Raw genomic sequence first — 15,799 nt, 5'->3', positions numbered from 1 at the left:
GGGTGGCTGACCGGTTGAACGTCGCTGAGCGTCTCGCCGAGGGCAGGCCCGCAGCCGAGCACACGCAAAGCTACGTGCGGGCTTGCCACCTGGTGGGCTACCAACATCCCGACCTGACCGCCTACCCTGCCCAGATCCACGACTGGTACGGCAGCGAAGACGGACTTGACCTGCACGCGCTCGACGCTGACTGCGCGCAGCTGCGGGCTGCCGCCAGTGTGCTCATGGAGGCGCTGCGGATGGAGCGTAGCCAGGTCGCCGTCTTGGCAGCGGCATGGACGGGATCGGGGGCCGACGCGGCGGTGCACTTTGTGCAGCGTCACTGTGAGACTGGAAATTCGGTGGTCACCGAAGTCCGTGCCGCGGCCCAACGCTGCGAATCGCTGCGCGACAACCTCTGGCAGCTGGTGGACTCCAAAGTCGCGACGGCCATTGCGATCGACGAGCGTGCCCTGGCGCAGCGGCCGGCATGGTTGGCTGCGGCCGAAGCGCTCACGACGGAGGGGGCAGATCGGCCGACGGCCGTCGAAGTGGTTCGCCAACAGATACAGCCCTACGTGGACGACGATGTTCGCAACGACTGGCTGACCACGATGCGATCGACAACGGCCGGTGTGGCGGCGTCGTATGATGCGGTCACCGATCAGCTGGCCAGCGCGCCGCGCGCGCACTTCGAGATTCCGGACGATCTCGGGCCCGGTCGCCAACCTTCTCCGGCATCGGTGCCGGCTCAACCGAGCGCGACGGCAGCGATTACGCCCGCGGCCGCTCTTCCCCCGCCGGATCCGGTGCCGGCCGTGACCTCGCGGCCAGTGACGCCGTCGGATTTTGGATCGGCGCCAGGTGATGGTTCCGCGACGCCGGCGGGTGTTGGCAGCGCCGGTGGTTTCGGCGATGCCGGCGGCACCGGCGGTCTGGGCGGGTTTGCCGGGCTTGCCGGGCTTGCCAACCGGATCGTCGATGCGGTGGATAGCCTGCTGGGTTCGGTGGCCGAACAGCTGGGGGATCCGTTGGCAGCTGACAATCCGCCGGGTGCCGTCGATCCGTTCGCTGAAGACGCGGCCGACAACGCTGATGACGGCGACGATGCCCACCCGGAAGAGGCCGACGAGGCAGCGGAGCCGAAGGAAGCAACAGAGCCCGACGAAGCAGACGAGGTCGACGACGCCGACGAATCGGTGCCCGCTGAACGTGCCCAGGATGTCGCCGAGGAGGCCACGCTGCCGCCGGTCGCCGAACCGCCGCCGCCTGCCGCGCCTCCGGTCGCCGAACCACCGCCTCCGGTCGCTGCGCCGGCGCCGCCGGGTGCGCCGGAACCGGCGAATGGGCCTTCGCCGGAAGCGCTGTCCGAGGGAGCCACCCCCTGTGAGATCGCCGCCGACGAGCTTCCGCAGGCGGGGCCGTGACGGGTCGGGGTGTCCCGCGCTACTTCAACAGCGTCACGATCTTCTCCCCCGGGGTGATCGGCGGCGCTTCAGGGTCGATCGGGTCCGTCTTGGGCAGCTGCAGGTCTGGATCGGCGAACCTGCGATAAGTCTTGTCGCCGCCGAGCGTGTACAACAGGTACCCGGTCAGCAGCGCCCGGACCGAACGCTGCGTCCGGCGGTGTGGGCCTGGGAGCCCCAACACCTTCGTCAGTCGTCTGCCCTCAACCAGACCACCGGCTCGGGCTTTGCTGACGATGCGTAGGGTGGCCTTATCCCAAGCCCGGGATAGCCCGAGGGCGTTGGAGGTCAGCGTCTTCGGATCGCCAGGTGCGGTCAGAATCAGTCCCGGAACGTCTAGGGTCGCGGCTGGCTGCTCCGCGGCCGGATTGGTCACCGTCGGGAATATCGCCGCCACGGACTTGACGTGCGTGCCGGTCAAGCCGGCGGCGGCGAACACGGCGGCCGAGCCACCGAAACCATGGCCCACCAGCCCGAGCTTGGCGGGGTGCACGCTGATTTTTCCAGGCCCAAGGCGGACACCGGCCACGATGTCGAGGGCAACGCCCAGATCGAAGGCCAGATTCAGGACCGATGGGGCCAGTCCGCGCTCGCTGTCGGGGGCGGCGGCCACGATGCCCCATGACGCCAAATGCTCCAATAGACCCGAATAGCGAGAGGTGCCGGTGAGCCAGTCGTGGCCGAAGGCGACACCGGGAAGGTGCAGCCCCGCCTCGGGGGTGTACACCACCCCGGGTAGGCCGGCAAAAGCCAGGTCACCGCGCAAAACACGGTGTGGTCCCCGGCGGTGCAGGGCGGCGACGAGCTTGCGGATCCGGGGCACCCGTCGACGTTAGCGGTGACGTGGCGGATGGGTCCAGTGGGTCCACGTCGCACCGTCCCAGTAACGCAGTCCCGCCCCGGACGGGTCTGGATACCAGCCCGCCGGTATGGGTCCCCGGGGAACGGCTGGATGGGCGATGGCGTGCGGGCCGTGGGGAACGGACGCCCCGTCGGCGGCGGCTCGCACCCGCCGAATCGCATTGAAGTTGGAAATCAGCGCGATCCAGTTCATCGCGAGGAGCGACACCAAACTCCACCAACCAACGAGCAGGTTGTAGGTCTGCGCCGACTTGTACGCCGCTTCGCATTGCTCGCGCGTCCCGGAGACCACGTAGGTGCGTTGCTGCCACAGGATCAGCGCACCCGTGTGCCTGATGAGCTTCAGCTGGTGCTGGGCATATGGGTTGGACAAGTGTTGGCCTTTCGTGCGCGGTGGCCAAACTCGACGATAGCGTCGGTTGGGCGACGGGACTGCCCTACCGACCATGCTGCACTACCCTGGTCTGCTGTGTGCGGAATTGTCGGTTACGTCGGGCGGCGCCCCGCCTACGTCGTCGTCATGGACGCGCTGCGCCGGATGGAGTACCGCGGCTACGACTCGTCGGGCATCGCGCTGGTCGACGGTGGCACACTCACCGTGCGCCGGCGTGCGGGCCGGCTGGCCAACCTCGAGGAAGCCGTGGCGGAAATGCCGTCCACGGCGCTGTCCGGTACTACCGGCCTGGGCCACACCCGCTGGGCCACCCACGGTCGTCCCACCGACCGCAACGCGCACCCGCACCGCGACGCTGCCGGCAAGATCGCCGTCGTCCACAACGGCATCATCGAGAACTTCGCCGTCTTGCGCCGGGAGCTGGAGACTGCCGGTGTCGAGTTTGCCAGCGACACCGATACCGAGGTCGCGGCGCACCTGGTGGCGCGGGCGTATCGGCACGGCGAGACGGCCGATGACTTCGTCGGCTCCGTACTTGCCGTGCTGCGCCGGCTTGAGGGGCATTTCACGCTCGTGTTCGCCAATGCCGACGACCCCGGCACCCTCGTGGCGGCCCGCCGTTCCACGCCCCTGGTGCTGGGCATCGGCGACAACGAGATGTTCGTCGGTTCCGACGTGGCCGCGTTTATCGAGCACACCCGGGAAGCGGTCGAGCTCGGCCAGGACCAGGCGGTGGTGATCACCGCCGACGGCTACCGGATCAGCGATTTCGACGGCAACGATGGCCTACAAGCTGGGCGCGATTTCCGCCCCTTCCACATCGACTGGGATCTGGCTGCCGCCGAAAAGGGCGGCTACGAGTACTTCATGCTCAAGGAGATCGCCGAGCAGCCCGCCGCGGTGGCCGACACCTTGCTCGGACACTTCGTGGGTGGCCGGATCGTGCTCGACGAGCAGCGGTTGAGCGACCAGGAACTGCGCGAGATCGACAAGGTGTTCGTGGTGGCCTGCGGTACCGCATATCACTCCGGGCTGCTGGCCAAGTACGCGATCGAGCACTGGACGCGGCTGCCCGTGGAAGTGGAACTCGCCAGCGAGTTTCGGTATCGGGATCCGGTGTTGGACCGTAGCACCTTGGTGGTGGCGATCTCGCAGTCCGGGGAAACCGCCGACACGCTGGAAGCGGTCCGACACGCCAAGGAGCAGAAAGCCAAGGTGCTGGCGATCTGCAACACCAACGGCTCGCAGATCCCGCGCGAGTGCGACGCGGTGCTCTACACCCGCGCCGGCCCGGAGATCGGTGTGGCGTCCACAAAAACGTTTCTGGCGCAGATTGCTGCCAACTATCTGCTCGGCCTTGCCTTGGCGCAGGCCCGCGGCACCAAATACCCCGACGAGGTCGAGCGCGAGTACCACGAACTGGAAGCGATGCCGGACCTGGTGGCCCGGGTGATCGCGGCGACCGGACCGGTGGCCGAGCTGGCCCACCGGTTCGCCCAGTCGTCGACCGTGCTGTTCCTGGGTCGCCATGTCGGCTATCCGGTGGCGCTGGAGGGTGCACTCAAACTCAAGGAGTTGGCCTACATGCACGCCGAGGGTTTCGCGGCCGGCGAGCTCAAGCACGGCCCGATCGCGCTGATCGAAGACGGCCTACCGGTCATCGTCGTCATGCCCTCACCCAAGGGGTCGGCCACGCTGCACGCCAAGCTGCTGTCCAACATCCGTGAAATCCAGACCCGCGGTGCGGTGACCATCGTGATCGCCGAGGAGGGCGACGAAACGGTGCGCCCCTACGCCGATCACCTGATCGAAATCCCAGCGGTGTCAACGCTATTGCAGCCGCTGCTATCAACCATTCCGCTTCAGGTGTTCGCGGCTTCGGTGGCGCGCGCCCGCGGCTACGATGTCGACAAGCCGCGGAATCTGGCCAAGTCCGTCACCGTCGAATAGTCGAGGTGGCTCACGGTACGGGACCTGGCGGCCCAAGACACTCGACGCGATCCACGTGGCGACCGCGGAGACGTTGGGTGCGGAGTTGACGGCGATGATCACCTACCACAGGAAGATGGCGGCTGTCGCACAATCACGTGGCCTGGCGGTGGCATCCGCTGACGGAGGGGTCCCGCGGTTACAATTTCCGGGCCGGAACGCACAAGTGGGCGGGTAGCGAGTTGGGACGCATCCTGAGAGTCGTTGTCGGTTTGGTGCTCGTGATTGCGGCCTACGTCACCGTGATCGCGTTGTATCACAGCACCGGCCTCGGCCGACCTCATGAAGTCGCCCACGGTCGGCCGACGGCCGACGGGACCACGGTGACCCTGCACGTCGAGCAGCTTCAGACGATCAAGGGCGTGCTGGTTGCCAACCTCGCCGTGTCACCTGGGACTGAGCTGCTGGATTCGCAAACCCAGGGCCTCAAGGACGACCTCACCGTCACGGTCACATCCGTGGTAACGCCTACCAAGCGCACCTGGTCGAGTGGTTCGCTGCCCGGCGTCTTTCCCGTCCCGCTGACCATCTCCGGGGATCCCGCGAATTGGCCGTTCGACCACTACCGTTCGGGGCCGATCACGGTCCAGCTCTACCGCGGAGCCGCGCACGCGCCGGAACGTGTGTCGGTGACATTCGTCGACCGGCTTCCGGGCTGGAACGTCGACATTTCCGGTGTCGGCGACGCCAATGTGCCTGCCCCGTACCGAGTGGGGTTGCACCGATCGCCGAGCAGCGTGGCATTCGGCACCGTCATCGTCGGTGTGTTGATCGCGCTGGCCGGGGTGGGCCTGTTCGTTGCGGTTCAAACCGCACGTGGCCGGCGGCAATTCCAGCCGCCGATGACAACGTGGTATGCGGCAATGCTTTTTGCGGTGATACCGCTGCGCAATGCGCTTCCCGACGCGCCCCCAATCGGATTTTGGATCGACGTCACGGTCGTACTCTGGGTGGTCGTCGCATTGGTGACCTCGATGGTGCTGTATATCCTCTGCTGGTGGTGGCACCTGAAGCCTGACGTCGACGAAACCATGTAAGTGTTGACCCGTGGCGGACGCATCGGTGGTGGCACGGCTGCGATCGTGGGCGCTCGCGGTGTGGCACTTCGTCAGCAACGCCCCGTTGACCTATGCCTGGCTGGTCGTGTTGGTGATCACCACGATCATCCAGAACAATCTCACCGGGAGCCAGCTGCATTTCGTGCTCCTGCACCGGTCCACCAACATCGCCGAGTTGGGGCGCGATCCGCTCGAGGTGCTGTTTTCCAGCCTGTTGTGGATCGACGGCCGGAATTTGGAACCGTACCTGCTGCTGTTCACCCTGTTCCTAGCGCCCGCCGAGCATTGGCTCGGCCACTTGCGTTGGCTCACCGTGGGATTGACCGCTCACATCGGTGCCACCTATTTGAGCGAAGGCCTGCTCTATCTGGCGATCCAGCACCGAGACGCCTCCGAAAGGATGGTGCACGCTCGTGATATCGGGGTCAGCTACTTCCTGGTCGGTGTGATGGCGGTATTGACCTATCACATCGCCAAACCGTGGCGCTGGGGCTATCTCGGGGTGCTGCTGGTCATCTTTGGTTTTCCGCTGATCGCGATGGACAAAGCCGAGCTGGACTTCACCGCGGTCGGTCACTTCGCGTCCATCCTGATTGGTCTGCTGTTCTATCCGATGGCCCGGGAACGCGACGGTCGGCTGTGGAATCCGGCCAGAATCAAAAGTCTGCTGCACAGGCGCGGCACCCGAGGACGGCGGGCCTGAGATGCGCCACTACTACTCTGTCGACACCATCCGCGCGGCTGAGGCGCCCCTGTTGGCCAGCCTGCCCGACGGTGCGCTGATGCGACGCGCGGCCTTCGGGCTGGCCACCGAGATCGGCCGTGAGTTGACCGCTCGCACGGGTGGGGTGGTCGGCCGCCGGGTGTGCGCGGTCGTCGGATCCGGCGACAACGGTGGCGACGCGCTGTGGGCGGCGACGTTCCTGCGACGCCGCGGCGCCGCCGCCGACGCGGTGCTGCTCAACCCGGACCGCACGCATCGCAAGGCGCTGGCGGCGTTCACCAAATCCGGGGGTCGCCTCGTCGAGAGTGTCTCGGCGGCGACCGATCTCGTCATCGACGGGGTGGTCGGCATCTCCGGCTCGGGGCCGCTGCGACCGGCGGCCGCGCAGGTGTTCGCCGCGGTTCAGGCCGCCGCCATACCGGTGGTCGCCGTCGACATCCCCAGCGGCATCGATGTGGCGACCGGGGCGATCACCGGCCCCGCCGTGCACGCCGCGCTGACCGTCACCTTTGGCGGGCTCAAACCGGTGCACGCGCTGGCCGACTGCGGCCGCGTCGTCCTTGTCGATATCGGGCTGGACCTGGCGCACACCGACGTGTTGGGTTTCGAGGCTACCGACGTGGCCGCGCGCTGGCCGGTGCCCGGTCCCCGCGACGACAAATACACCCAGGGCGTGACCGGCGTGCTGGCCGGGTCGTCGACGTATCCGGGTGCGGCCGTGCTGTGCACCGGGGCGGCCGTCGCCGCCACCTCCGGCATGGTCCGCTACGCCGGGACCGCCCATGCGGAAGTCCTCGCGCACTGGCCGGAGGTCATCGCCTCGCCCACCCCGGCGGCGGCCGGGCGGGTGCAGGCCTGGGTCGTCGGGCCGGGCCTGGGCACCGACGAAGCCGGGGCCGCCGCGTTGTGGTTCGCGCTGGACACCGACCTGCCGGTGTTGGTCGACGCCGACGGGCTGACCATGCTGGCGGACCACCCCGATCTGGTGGCGGGCCGCAACGCCCCGACGGTCTTGACGCCGCACGCCGGTGAGTTCGCCCGGCTGGCCGGGGCGCCGCCCGGTGACGACCGCGTGGGGGCCTGCCGCCAGCTGGCCGACGCGCTGGGCGCCACCGTGCTGCTCAAGGGCAATGTCACCGTCATCGCCGATCCCGGCGGCCCGGTCTATCTCAATCCGGCCGGCCAGTCCTGGGCGGCCACCGCCGGGTCCGGTGACGTGCTGTCCGGGATGATCGGTGCGCTGCTGGCGTCGGGATTGCCGTCTGGGGAGGCGGCCGCGGCCGCGGCGTTCGTGCACGCCCGGGCATCGGCGGCCGCGGCCGCCGATCCCGGCCCCGGCGATGCGCCCACGTCGGCGTCGCGCATCAGCGGCCACATTCGGGCCGCTCTGGCTGCCCTGTAGTCCTGCCAGTCCGCAACAAGCCCGGAAAGGATCCGCCGTGTCTCGCAGTCACCCGTCCGTGCCCGCGCATTCGATCGCTCCGGCCTACACCGGTCGGATGTTCACCGCACCGGTGCCGGCGCTGCGGATGCCCGATGAGTCGATGGATCCCGAGGCGGCCTATCGCTTCATCCACGACGAGCTGATGCTCGACGGTAGCTCGCGGCTGAATCTGGCCACCTTCGTGACCACCTGGATGGACCCGGAGGCCGAAAAGCTGATGGCCGAGACGTTCGACAAGAACATGATCGATAAGGACGAATACCCGGCGACCGCGGCCATCGAGGCGCGCTGTGTGTCCATGGTCGCCGACCTGTTTCACGCCGAGGGTCTGCGCGACCACGACCCCACCAGCGCCACCGGGGTGTCCACCATCGGCTCCAGCGAGGCGGTGATGCTGGGTGGGCTGGCCCTGAAATGGCGTTGGCGGCAACGGGTGGGGTCTTGGAAGGGGCGCATGCCCAATCTGGTGATGGGTTCGAACGTCCAGGTGGTGTGGGAGAAGTTCTGCCGCTACTTCGACGTCGAACCCCGTTACCTGCCGATGGAGCGGGGCCGCTACGTCATCACCCCCGAGCAGGTGCTCGCCGCCGTCGACGAGAACACCATCGGCGTGGTGGCGATCTTGGGCACCACCTATACCGGTGAACTCGAACCCATCGCCGAGATCTGCGCCGCGCTGGACAAACTGGCGGCTGGCGGGGGTGTGGACGTCCCGGTACACGTCGACGCGGCCAGTGGGGGCTTTGTGGTGCCGTTTTTGCATCCGGACCTGGTATGGGATTTTCGGCTGCCCCGCGTGGTGTCGATCAACGTCAGCGGCCACAAGTATGGGCTGACCTATCCCGGCGTCGGGTTTGTCGTGTGGCGCGGGCCCGAGCACCTGCCGGAGGATCTGGTTTTCCGGGTCAACTACCTCGGCGGCGACATGCCGACCTTCACCCTGAACTTCTCCCGTCCCGGTAACCAGGTGGTGGGCCAGTACTACAACTTCCTGCGGCTGGGGCGCGACGGCTATACCAAGGTGATGCAGGCGCTGTCGCACACCGCCCGGTGGCTGGGTGACCAGCTGCGCGAGGTGGATCATTGCGAGGTGATCTCGGATGGTTCGGCGATCCCGGTGGTCAGCTTCCGGCTCGCCGGCGACCGCGGGTACACGGAGTTCGACGTCTCCCATGAGCTGCGGACCTTCGGGTGGCAGGTGCCCGCCTACACCATGCCGGACAACGCCACCGACGTGGCGGTGCTGCGGATCGTGGTTCGGGAAGGACTCTCCGCCGACCTGGCGCGGGCCCTGCACGACGACGCGGTCACCGCGTTGGCTGCCCTGGACAAGGTCAAGCCGGGTGGCCACTTCGACGCACAGCATTTCGCGCACTAGTACTGCAGCCGGTGCGCCCAGTGATCAGGAGGTGATGTCTTAGGTCATGACCTGATCAAAGCTCGTCGTCGCCTGCCGGTGGGAGTCCGGTCCGGGTAGCTGTCAGGAGGCCCGGTAGCAGGCTGGCCGCTTGGTTTGGAAACGGGCAGGGTCGAAGCCCAGCGTCGAAAGCCCCGTTGGGGGAAGCAACTGAGCGGTCCGTAACGCGAGTGAAGCTGCTGATGCCTCGGCGGTGTTTGCCGAGCTGATCCGTGCCGGGTTGCAGGCGTTGATCGAGGCCGAAGCCACCGAGGCGATCGGTGCAGGCCGCTACGAGCGCTCCGATGGGCGCATCGTGCACCGCAATGGGCACCGGCCCAAGACAGTGTCGACCACGGCCGGCGATATCGAGGTGCAGATCCCCAAGCTGCGGGCCGGTTCGTTCTTCCCGTCGCTTTTGGAGCGGCGCCGCCGCATCGATAAAGCGTTGCACGCGGTGATCATGGAGGCCTACGTGCACGGGGTGTCGACGCGCAGTGTCGATGATCTGGTGGCCGCGATGGGCGTGCAGGCCGGGGTGTCTAAATCCGAGGTCTCACGCATCTGCGCCGGTCTGGACACCGAGATCGAGGCGTTTCGGACCCGCAGCTTGACCCACACCGAGTTCCCGTATGTGTTCTGCGATGCGACCTTCTGCAAGGTGCGTGTCGGGGCGCACGTGGTGTCTCAGGCTCTGGTGGTGGCCACCGGGGTGTCCATCGACGGCACCCGCGAAGTGTTGGGCACCGCTGTGGGTGACAGCGAGTCTTACGAGTTCTGGCGTGAGTTTTTGGCCTCACTGAAAGCGCGTGGGCTGACCGGGGTGCATCTGGTGATCTCCGATGCCCATGCTGGGCTGAAAGCCGCTGTGGCACAACAGTTCAGTGGGGCGTCGTGGCAGCGTTGCCGGGTGCATTTCATGCGAAACCTGTACACCGCGGTAGCGGCCAAACACGCCCCGGCGGTGACCGTGGCGGTCAAGACGATTTTCGCCCACACCGACCCTGAGGAGGTCGGCGCTCAGTGGGACCGCGTCGCCGACCCTCTCTGTCAACCTTGAGTGAGACACTGCGAGTGGAGATGTTTACTGAGCCTGAGGGCGAGTACGAAGAGAACGAGGTTGACTAATAGGGCTGGTACTGGCCGACGGGGTTCGTCGGTCACCGTGGACGAGGTGCCTGATCCTCAGGTGCCTGAGCGGGCGCAGCGGCGTACGTTCACCGTGAAGTACAAGCTGGCGATCCTTGATGAGTATGACCGCGCCGATCGCACGGAAAGGGGTGCGATCTTGCGGCGGGAGAACCTGTATTCGTCGTTGCTGACCGAATAGCGCCATCAGCGTGATCGGGGGGCGTTGGCGGCGCTGTCGGCGCGGCGGGGCCCCAAGCCGGGCAAGGCCGGCGCCAATGCCGCTGACGCCGAGATCGCGTGGCTGCGCGCCGAGCTCGACACCGCACGCGAGGTGATCCGTGTGCAGGGGGAACTGTCCGCGCTCTTGGAGAGGCTCTGAGCCGACAGCGCGGCGATGTGCGAGAGTGAGCGCTGAGCGTGATCGACACGGCCATCGAGGAGATGATCCCGTTGATCGGGGTTCGGGCCGCGTGTGCGGCGACCGGTCGTGCGCCGGCCTCCTACTACCGGGCCCACTCGAAACGGTTGTCGGCACAATCGGATACGTTCACCAGCACGGCGGTGACCGACCCGTCGGGACCGCGGGAGAGCGCGCAGCCGCGGGCGCTGAGTGCGGCCGAACGTGAGCACGTACTGGCGGTGCTGAACTCGCAGCGCTTCGCTGACATGGCGCCGGCGGTGGTATATGCCACGCTGCTCGACGAGGGCATCTACCTGTGCAGCGAGTCCACGATGTATCGGCTGCTGCGTGAGCGCGGCCAGACCGGTGATCGCCGCCGCCAGGCCACCCACCCGGCTGCGGTGAAGCCAGAGTTGGTTGCTCATCAGCCGAATTCGGTGTGGTCGTGGGATATCACCAAGCTGCGTGGCCCAGCAAAGTGGAGCTATTACTACCTGTATGTGATCCTCGACATCTTCTCCCGCTACGTGGTCGGGTGGATGGTGGCCTCGCGTGAGTCGAAGGTCTTGGCCGAGCGGCTGATCGCGCAAACCCTTGCCGCCCAGCACATCAGCGCCGACCAGCTGACCCTGCACGCCGACCGCGGCTCGTCGATGAGCTCCAAACCGGTGGCACTGCTGCTGGCCGACCTCGGTGTCACCAAGTCGCACTCACGCCCGCACACCAGCAACGACAACCCGTTGTCTGAGGCCCAGTTCAAGACCCTCAAGTACCGGCCCGACTTCCCGAAACGGTTCGAGTCGATCGAGGCGGCCCGGGTGCACTGCGACCGGTTCTTCGGCTGGTACAACCACGAACACAAGCATTCCGGCATCGGACTGCACACGCCCGCCGACGTGCACTACGGCCGCGCCGATCAGATCCGCCGGCACCGCGCCACCGTTCTGGACACCGCCTACCGAGACCACCTCGAGCGGATTCGTTCGCAAACCACCCGAGCCACCCGCGCTACCGGCCTTCAGCGCGATCAACCCACCACCGAAGGAGGACCAGCCGACTCAATAAATCCCCGAAAATCGTGTCTCAGAAATGTTGACAGGTTCCGCCCCGGCCTTCTGGACCTACCCGCCCCCGCCCCCGTAGATCTGCGGCGGCTCCTGCCATCGGGGCAGATACGCTAGGATAAACCGGGCGGTACTTTGATAGTCGTTCATGACAGCGATATTTTGGGCCCGGTACTGCTGATATTGTGCATCGAGTCCTGCGATTGCTGGAGTGTTTACCCCGGCCACGTTGCTCGCGATCAGCCTGTGCACCTCCTCGCGGTTGTTGGCGATAGTCGCCGGGGGTACCACCTTGTGACGTGTCTCCTCATAGACGTATGCGAGGAAGTCGATCACGTAGGCGGTTTCCAGAATTTGACGAGAGTGTTTAGTCAGCCAGTCGAGATACCGCCCAGCCGCGTCGGCCATCAAGTCCGACGAACTACCTTTCCAGTTCTCCTGCAGCTCGCCGAGCCTGTCGGTGAGCGACTTAGCCGTCATGTTAGCTGAGTTATACATTAGTCGCAATTGCTCGGCGGCGGCAGACAATGAGTCAGCACCCGGACCTTCATATATTATGTTGGAGATATACTCCGCTGGTATCATTGGATGCATCTGTTTGTTCTTTGCTCCTTTCGGTTGATGACGGCTGTTGTCGCGTATGGCAATGTCTGCTGTGCCGGTTTGGTCTTCAGCTAGATCAGTGCAAGGTTGTGCTGTTTTGGGCCTCGGCGAGCCGACACGCCTCGGCGTTCTCAGCTAAGCGCTGCCTAAACCATGCCTAACCCGGTGACGATGCTCTATGGCCGGAAAGCTGATCTGGTGATACTGCCTCATGTGCTGGCGGAGGAGCGGCCTCATCCCTATTCGACACCGGGTCGGAAGCGGGGGGCTCAAATAGCGTTGACCACCGGGATCGATGCCTTAGCGTCCTTTGCGCCACAAATCGTGAATCCCCGACACGGACTTAGCCGCGTTGTCCAGTGCCTGGGGGGTTGTGAAGATAAAAGACACGGCTACTTCGCTCCCTCTCAAAGACACCCCGCATCCGTGCAAGGGGTGTGCCGTCGGTTTGTGCTGTCGCACTGTCGGTGTTGATGGTGCGAAGCGACTGCCAAAGCCCATACCCGTGCAGTGATGCACGGGCGCAATAGGTTCACTTCCCCCGGAACTGCGGCAGTCTAGGGCGGATAGTACACACTGCAACTGTTTCCTGCCACGGGTGACGGGACCGCGGTCACAGCTACGCTCCCGTCAATTCATCCGGCAGGTCCTCACGCTTTAACGCCAACCATCATGCGGCACAGGCAATTTGAGCCTGAATGAGCAATTGTCAATACCTGTGTGTCAGCGGTCACGTATTTCCCCAGGTTTGAGGGGTTGTCCGTCACGTAATTCCCCACCCCGGCTGTCACGTAATTCCCCACCATGGGCGGTGTGTCTGCCCGGTGTGGGCCTTGCTGCAAGGTTCGCTCTGCATCCGTCGGCTGACGGATGGAAGGGCGCTGATGGCGAGGAGAAGTATCTTGATGCTCGATTTGGTCGAGTTGTTGACCCACTGGCACGCGGGCCGCTCTCAGGTCCGGTTATCGGAGTCGCTGGGCATCGATCGCAAGACGGTCCGCAAATATACGGCGCCGGCGATCGCCGCCGGTATCGAGCCCGGTGGGGAGCCGCTGAGCGCCGAGCAGTGGGCGGAGTTGATCGGCGGGTGGTTTCCTGAATGATCCGGCGGCGCGGGCGTCGACGTGGCCGCTGATCGCGCCGCATCATGATCGGATCAAGGACTGGCTGGATGCCGATGTCACGGTGGCCACGATAGCCCAACGGCTGCGTGACGACCACGGGGTGGCGGCGTCGGAGTCGTCGGTGAGGCGTTGGATCGCAACGCATTTCGCCGAGGAGGTGGCCCGCGAGAGAGTCACGGTGCCGCGCGGACCGGTCGATGCGGGTAGTGAGGCGCAGATCGATTACGGGCGGCTGGGCATGTGGTTCGACCCGGCCACCGCGCGCCGGGTCGCGGTGTGGGCGTTCGTGATGGTGCTGGCGTTCTCCCGACACCTGTTCGTGCGTCCGGTCATCCGGATGGACCAAACCGCTTGGTGTGCTTGCCATGTCGCCGCATTCGAATTCTTCGACGGGGTGCCGGCGCGGCTAGTGTGTGACAACCTCAGGACCGGGGTGGACAAGCCCGACCTGTACGACCCGCAGATCAACCGCTCCTACGCCGAGCTGGCCAGCCACTACGCCACGCTGGTCGACCCGGCCCGCGCCAGAAAACCCAAAGATAAACCCCGCGTGGAGCGGCCGATGACCTATGTGCGGGACTCGTTTTGGAAAGGCCGCGAGTTCGATTCGCTGGCCCAGATGCAGCAGGCGGCGGTCACCTGGAGCACCGAAGTGGCCGGGCTTCGGTACTTACGTGCCTTGGAGGGCGCCCAACCCCTGCGGATGTTCGAAGCTGTGGAGCAACAAGCGTTGATCGCATTGCCGCCCAGGGCATTTGAACTCACCAGCTGGTCGATCGGCACCGTCGGGGTGGACACGCACCTCAAAGTTGGCAAGGCACTCTATTCCGTGCCGTGGCGGCTGATCGGGCAACGCCTGCACGCGCGCACCGCCGGTGATGTGGTGCAGATCTTCGCCGGCAACGATGTGGTGGCCACCCATGTGCGCCGACCCAGCGGGCGCTCCACCGACTTCTCCCACTACCCACCGGAGAAGATCGCCTTCCACATGCGCACCCCGACCTGGTGTCGACACACCGCCGAACTGGTCGGCCCAGCCAGCCAGCAAGTGATCGCCGAATTCATGCGCGACAACGCCATCCACCACCTACGGTCGGCCCAAGGCGTGCTCGGGCTACGCGACAAACACGGCTGCGACCGGCTGGAGGCCGCCTGCGCCCGCGCCATCGAGGTCGGCGACCCGAGCTATCGCACCATCAAGGGCATCCTTGTTGCCGGCACCGAACACGCCGCCAACGAGCCGACCACCAGTAGTCCGGCAAGCACCGCTGGGGGCGTTCCTGCGCGGCCCTGAACAGTTCGGCACCGACACACCCCGTCGCCTGATCTCACAGCGGAATCCCGAACCATCCCGACACAATCCACATCGCTATTCTCAAGGAGAAGCATCCATGTCTATCTGTGATCCGGCGCTGCGTAATGCGCTACGTACCCTGAAACTGTCCGGCATGCTCGACACCCTCGACGCCCGCCTGGCCCAAACCCGCAACGGCGACCTGGGGCATCTGGAATTCCTGCAAGCGTTGCGTGAAGACGAGATCGCCCGCCGCGAGTCCGCCGCCCTGACACGACGATTACGCCGCGCCAAGTTCGAAGCCCAAGCCACCTTCGAAGACTTCGACTTCACTGCCAACCCGAAACTGCCCGGTGCGATGTTGCGCGATCTGGCCGCGCTGCGCTGGCTGGATGCCGGCGAATCGGTCATCCTCCACGGCCCGGTCGGCGTCGGAAAAACCCATGTAGCACAAGCACTTGTCCACGCCGTGGCCCGCCGCGGCGGCGACGTGCGCTTCGCCAAAACCTCCCGCATGCTCTCCGACCTCGCCGGCGGGCACGCCGACCGATCCTGGGGCCAACGCATCCGCGAATACACCAAGCCGCTCGTGCTCATTCTGGACGACTTCGCGATGCGTGAGCACACCGCCATGCACGCTGATGACCTCTACGAGCTCATCAGCGACCGCGCCATCACTGGCAAACCGCTGATCTTGACCAGCAACCGCGCACCGAATAACTGGTACGGCCTGTTCCCCAACCCCGTCGTCGCCGAATCACTCCTGGATCGGCTCATCAACACCAGCCACCAAATCCTCATGGACGGACCCAGCTACCGACCCCGCAAGAGACCCGGCCGCACCACCAGCTAGACAACGCCCACACGGGCCG

The 15,799-nt window shown here is 65.9% G+C and carries 13 protein-coding genes and 3 other annotated features; of the genes, 10 read left to right on the top strand and 3 right to left on the bottom strand.

What is annotated here, in order from left to right:
- Nucleotides 1–2: 2 nt before the first annotated feature.
- On the top strand, nucleotides 3–1,406 hold the full coding sequence (locus Rv3439c) for a hypothetical protein (protein NP_217956.1): 1,404 nt from the start codon (nucleotides 3–5) through the stop codon (nucleotides 1,404–1,406).
- A gap of 19 nt (nucleotides 1,407–1,425) precedes the next feature.
- Here Rv3439c and Rv3438 read toward each other — a convergent pair whose 3' ends face one another.
- Both Rv3438 and Rv3437 read right to left on the bottom strand, forming a co-directional pair.
- Nucleotides 1,426–2,268, bottom strand: a complete 843-nt coding sequence (locus tag Rv3438) for a hypothetical protein (protein NP_217955.1) — start codon at nucleotides 2,266–2,268, stop codon at nucleotides 1,426–1,428.
- Nucleotides 2,269–2,277: 9 nt separating this feature from the next.
- On the bottom strand, nucleotides 2,278–2,754 hold the full coding sequence (locus tag Rv3437) for a transmembrane protein (RefSeq protein ID NP_217954.1): 477 nt from the start codon (nucleotides 2,752–2,754) through the stop codon (nucleotides 2,278–2,280).
- Nucleotides 2,755–2,775: 21 nt separating this feature from the next.
- Here Rv3437 and glmS point away from each other — a divergent pair, with 21 nt between their 5' ends.
- The 7 genes from glmS to Rv3430c all read left to right on the top strand — a co-directional run bounded on the left by glmS (nucleotide 2,776) and on the right by Rv3430c (nucleotide 12,023).
- On the top strand, nucleotides 2,776–4,650 hold the full coding sequence (gene glmS, locus Rv3436c) for a glucosamine--fructose-6-phosphate aminotransferase (RefSeq protein ID NP_217953.1): 1,875 nt from the start codon (nucleotides 2,776–2,778) through the stop codon (nucleotides 4,648–4,650).
- Between the two features lie 221 nt (nucleotides 4,651–4,871).
- A complete protein-coding gene (locus Rv3435c) occupies nucleotides 4,872–5,726 on the top strand; it encodes a transmembrane protein (protein NP_217952.1) in 855 nt (284 codons plus the stop codon).
- A gap of 10 nt (nucleotides 5,727–5,736) precedes the next feature.
- Nucleotides 5,737–6,450: a transmembrane protein gene (locus Rv3434c; protein NP_217951.1), complete on the top strand. Its 714-nt coding sequence runs from the start codon at nucleotides 5,737–5,739 to the stop codon at nucleotides 6,448–6,450.
- 1 nt (nucleotide 6,451) lies between these two features.
- The gene (locus tag Rv3433c) at nucleotides 6,452–7,873 is read left to right on the top strand and encodes a bifunctional ADP-dependent (S)-NAD(P)H-hydrate dehydratase/NAD(P)H-hydrate epimerase (RefSeq protein NP_217950.1); all 1,422 of its coding nucleotides are present in this window, start codon (nucleotides 6,452–6,454) and stop codon (nucleotides 7,871–7,873) included.
- A 37-nt stretch (nucleotides 7,874–7,910) separates the two neighbouring features.
- Nucleotides 7,911–9,293 (top strand): glutamate decarboxylase GadB, encoded by a 1,383-nt coding sequence (gadB, locus tag Rv3432c; RefSeq protein ID NP_217949.1) that lies wholly within the window; start codon nucleotides 7,911–7,913, stop codon nucleotides 9,291–9,293.
- 231 nt (nucleotides 9,294–9,524) lie between these two features.
- Nucleotides 9,525–10,369: a mobile genetic element (IS1552, len: 845 nt. Insertion sequence IS1552.), on the top strand.
- Between the two features lie 296 nt (nucleotides 10,370–10,665).
- Nucleotides 10,666–10,821: a hypothetical protein gene (locus tag Rv3430a; RefSeq protein YP_009030046.1), complete on the top strand. Its 156-nt coding sequence runs from the start codon at nucleotides 10,666–10,668 to the stop codon at nucleotides 10,819–10,821.
- Between the two features lie 37 nt (nucleotides 10,822–10,858).
- Nucleotides 10,859–12,021, top strand: a mobile genetic element (IS1540, len: 1163 nt. Insertion sequence IS1540.).
- Nucleotides 10,860–12,023 carry a transposase gene (locus Rv3430c; protein NP_217947.1) on the top strand — a complete coding sequence of 388 codons (1,164 nt, stop codon included), beginning with the start codon at nucleotides 10,860–10,862 and terminating at the stop codon, nucleotides 12,021–12,023. (Overlaps the previous feature by 1,162 nt.)
- Here Rv3430c and PPE59 read toward each other — a convergent pair.
- Nucleotides 11,964–12,500: a PPE family protein PPE59 gene (PPE59, locus tag Rv3429; RefSeq protein YP_177973.1), complete on the bottom strand. Its 537-nt coding sequence runs from the start codon at nucleotides 12,498–12,500 to the stop codon at nucleotides 11,964–11,966. The genes Rv3430c and PPE59 overlap by 60 nt on opposite strands.
- Nucleotides 12,501–13,694: 1,194 nt before the next feature.
- Here PPE59 and Rv3428c point away from each other — a divergent pair.
- Nucleotides 13,695–14,927, top strand: a complete 1,233-nt coding sequence (locus Rv3428c) for a transposase (RefSeq protein NP_217945.1) — start codon at nucleotides 13,695–13,697, stop codon at nucleotides 14,925–14,927.
- Nucleotides 13,695–15,777 (top strand) — a mobile genetic element (IS1532, len: 2083 nt. Insertion sequence IS1532.). It overlaps the preceding gene by 1,233 nt.
- Nucleotides 15,025–15,780, top strand: a complete 756-nt coding sequence (locus Rv3427c; protein NP_217944.1) for a transposase — start codon at nucleotides 15,025–15,027, stop codon at nucleotides 15,778–15,780. Its footprint overlaps the feature before it by 753 nt.
- Nucleotides 15,781–15,799 lie beyond the last annotated feature (19 nt).

The sequence above is a fragment of the Mycobacterium tuberculosis H37Rv genome (genome assembly GCF_000195955.2).
Lineage (GTDB): Bacteria > Actinomycetota > Actinomycetes > Mycobacteriales > Mycobacteriaceae > Mycobacterium > Mycobacterium tuberculosis.
The sequence above is the reverse complement of the archived record's forward strand: the minus strand, read 5'-3'. Positions and strand labels throughout refer to the sequence as shown.

What these genes read in the sequence shown, in the direction of transcription:
- Rv3437 (NP_217954.1), bottom strand. Translation starts at nt 2,754, where the DNA reads ATGGTCGGTAGGGCAGTCCCGTCGCCCAACCGACGCTATCGTCGAGTT.
- Rv3427c (NP_217944.1), top strand. Translation starts at nt 15,025, where the DNA reads ATGTCTATCTGTGATCCGGCGCTGCGTAATGCGCTACGTACCCTGAAA.
- PPE59 (YP_177973.1), bottom strand. Translation starts at nt 12,500, where the DNA reads ATGCATCCAATGATACCAGCGGAGTATATCTCCAACATAATATATGAA.
- Rv3433c (NP_217950.1), top strand. Translation starts at nt 6,452, where the DNA reads ATGCGCCACTACTACTCTGTCGACACCATCCGCGCGGCTGAGGCGCCC.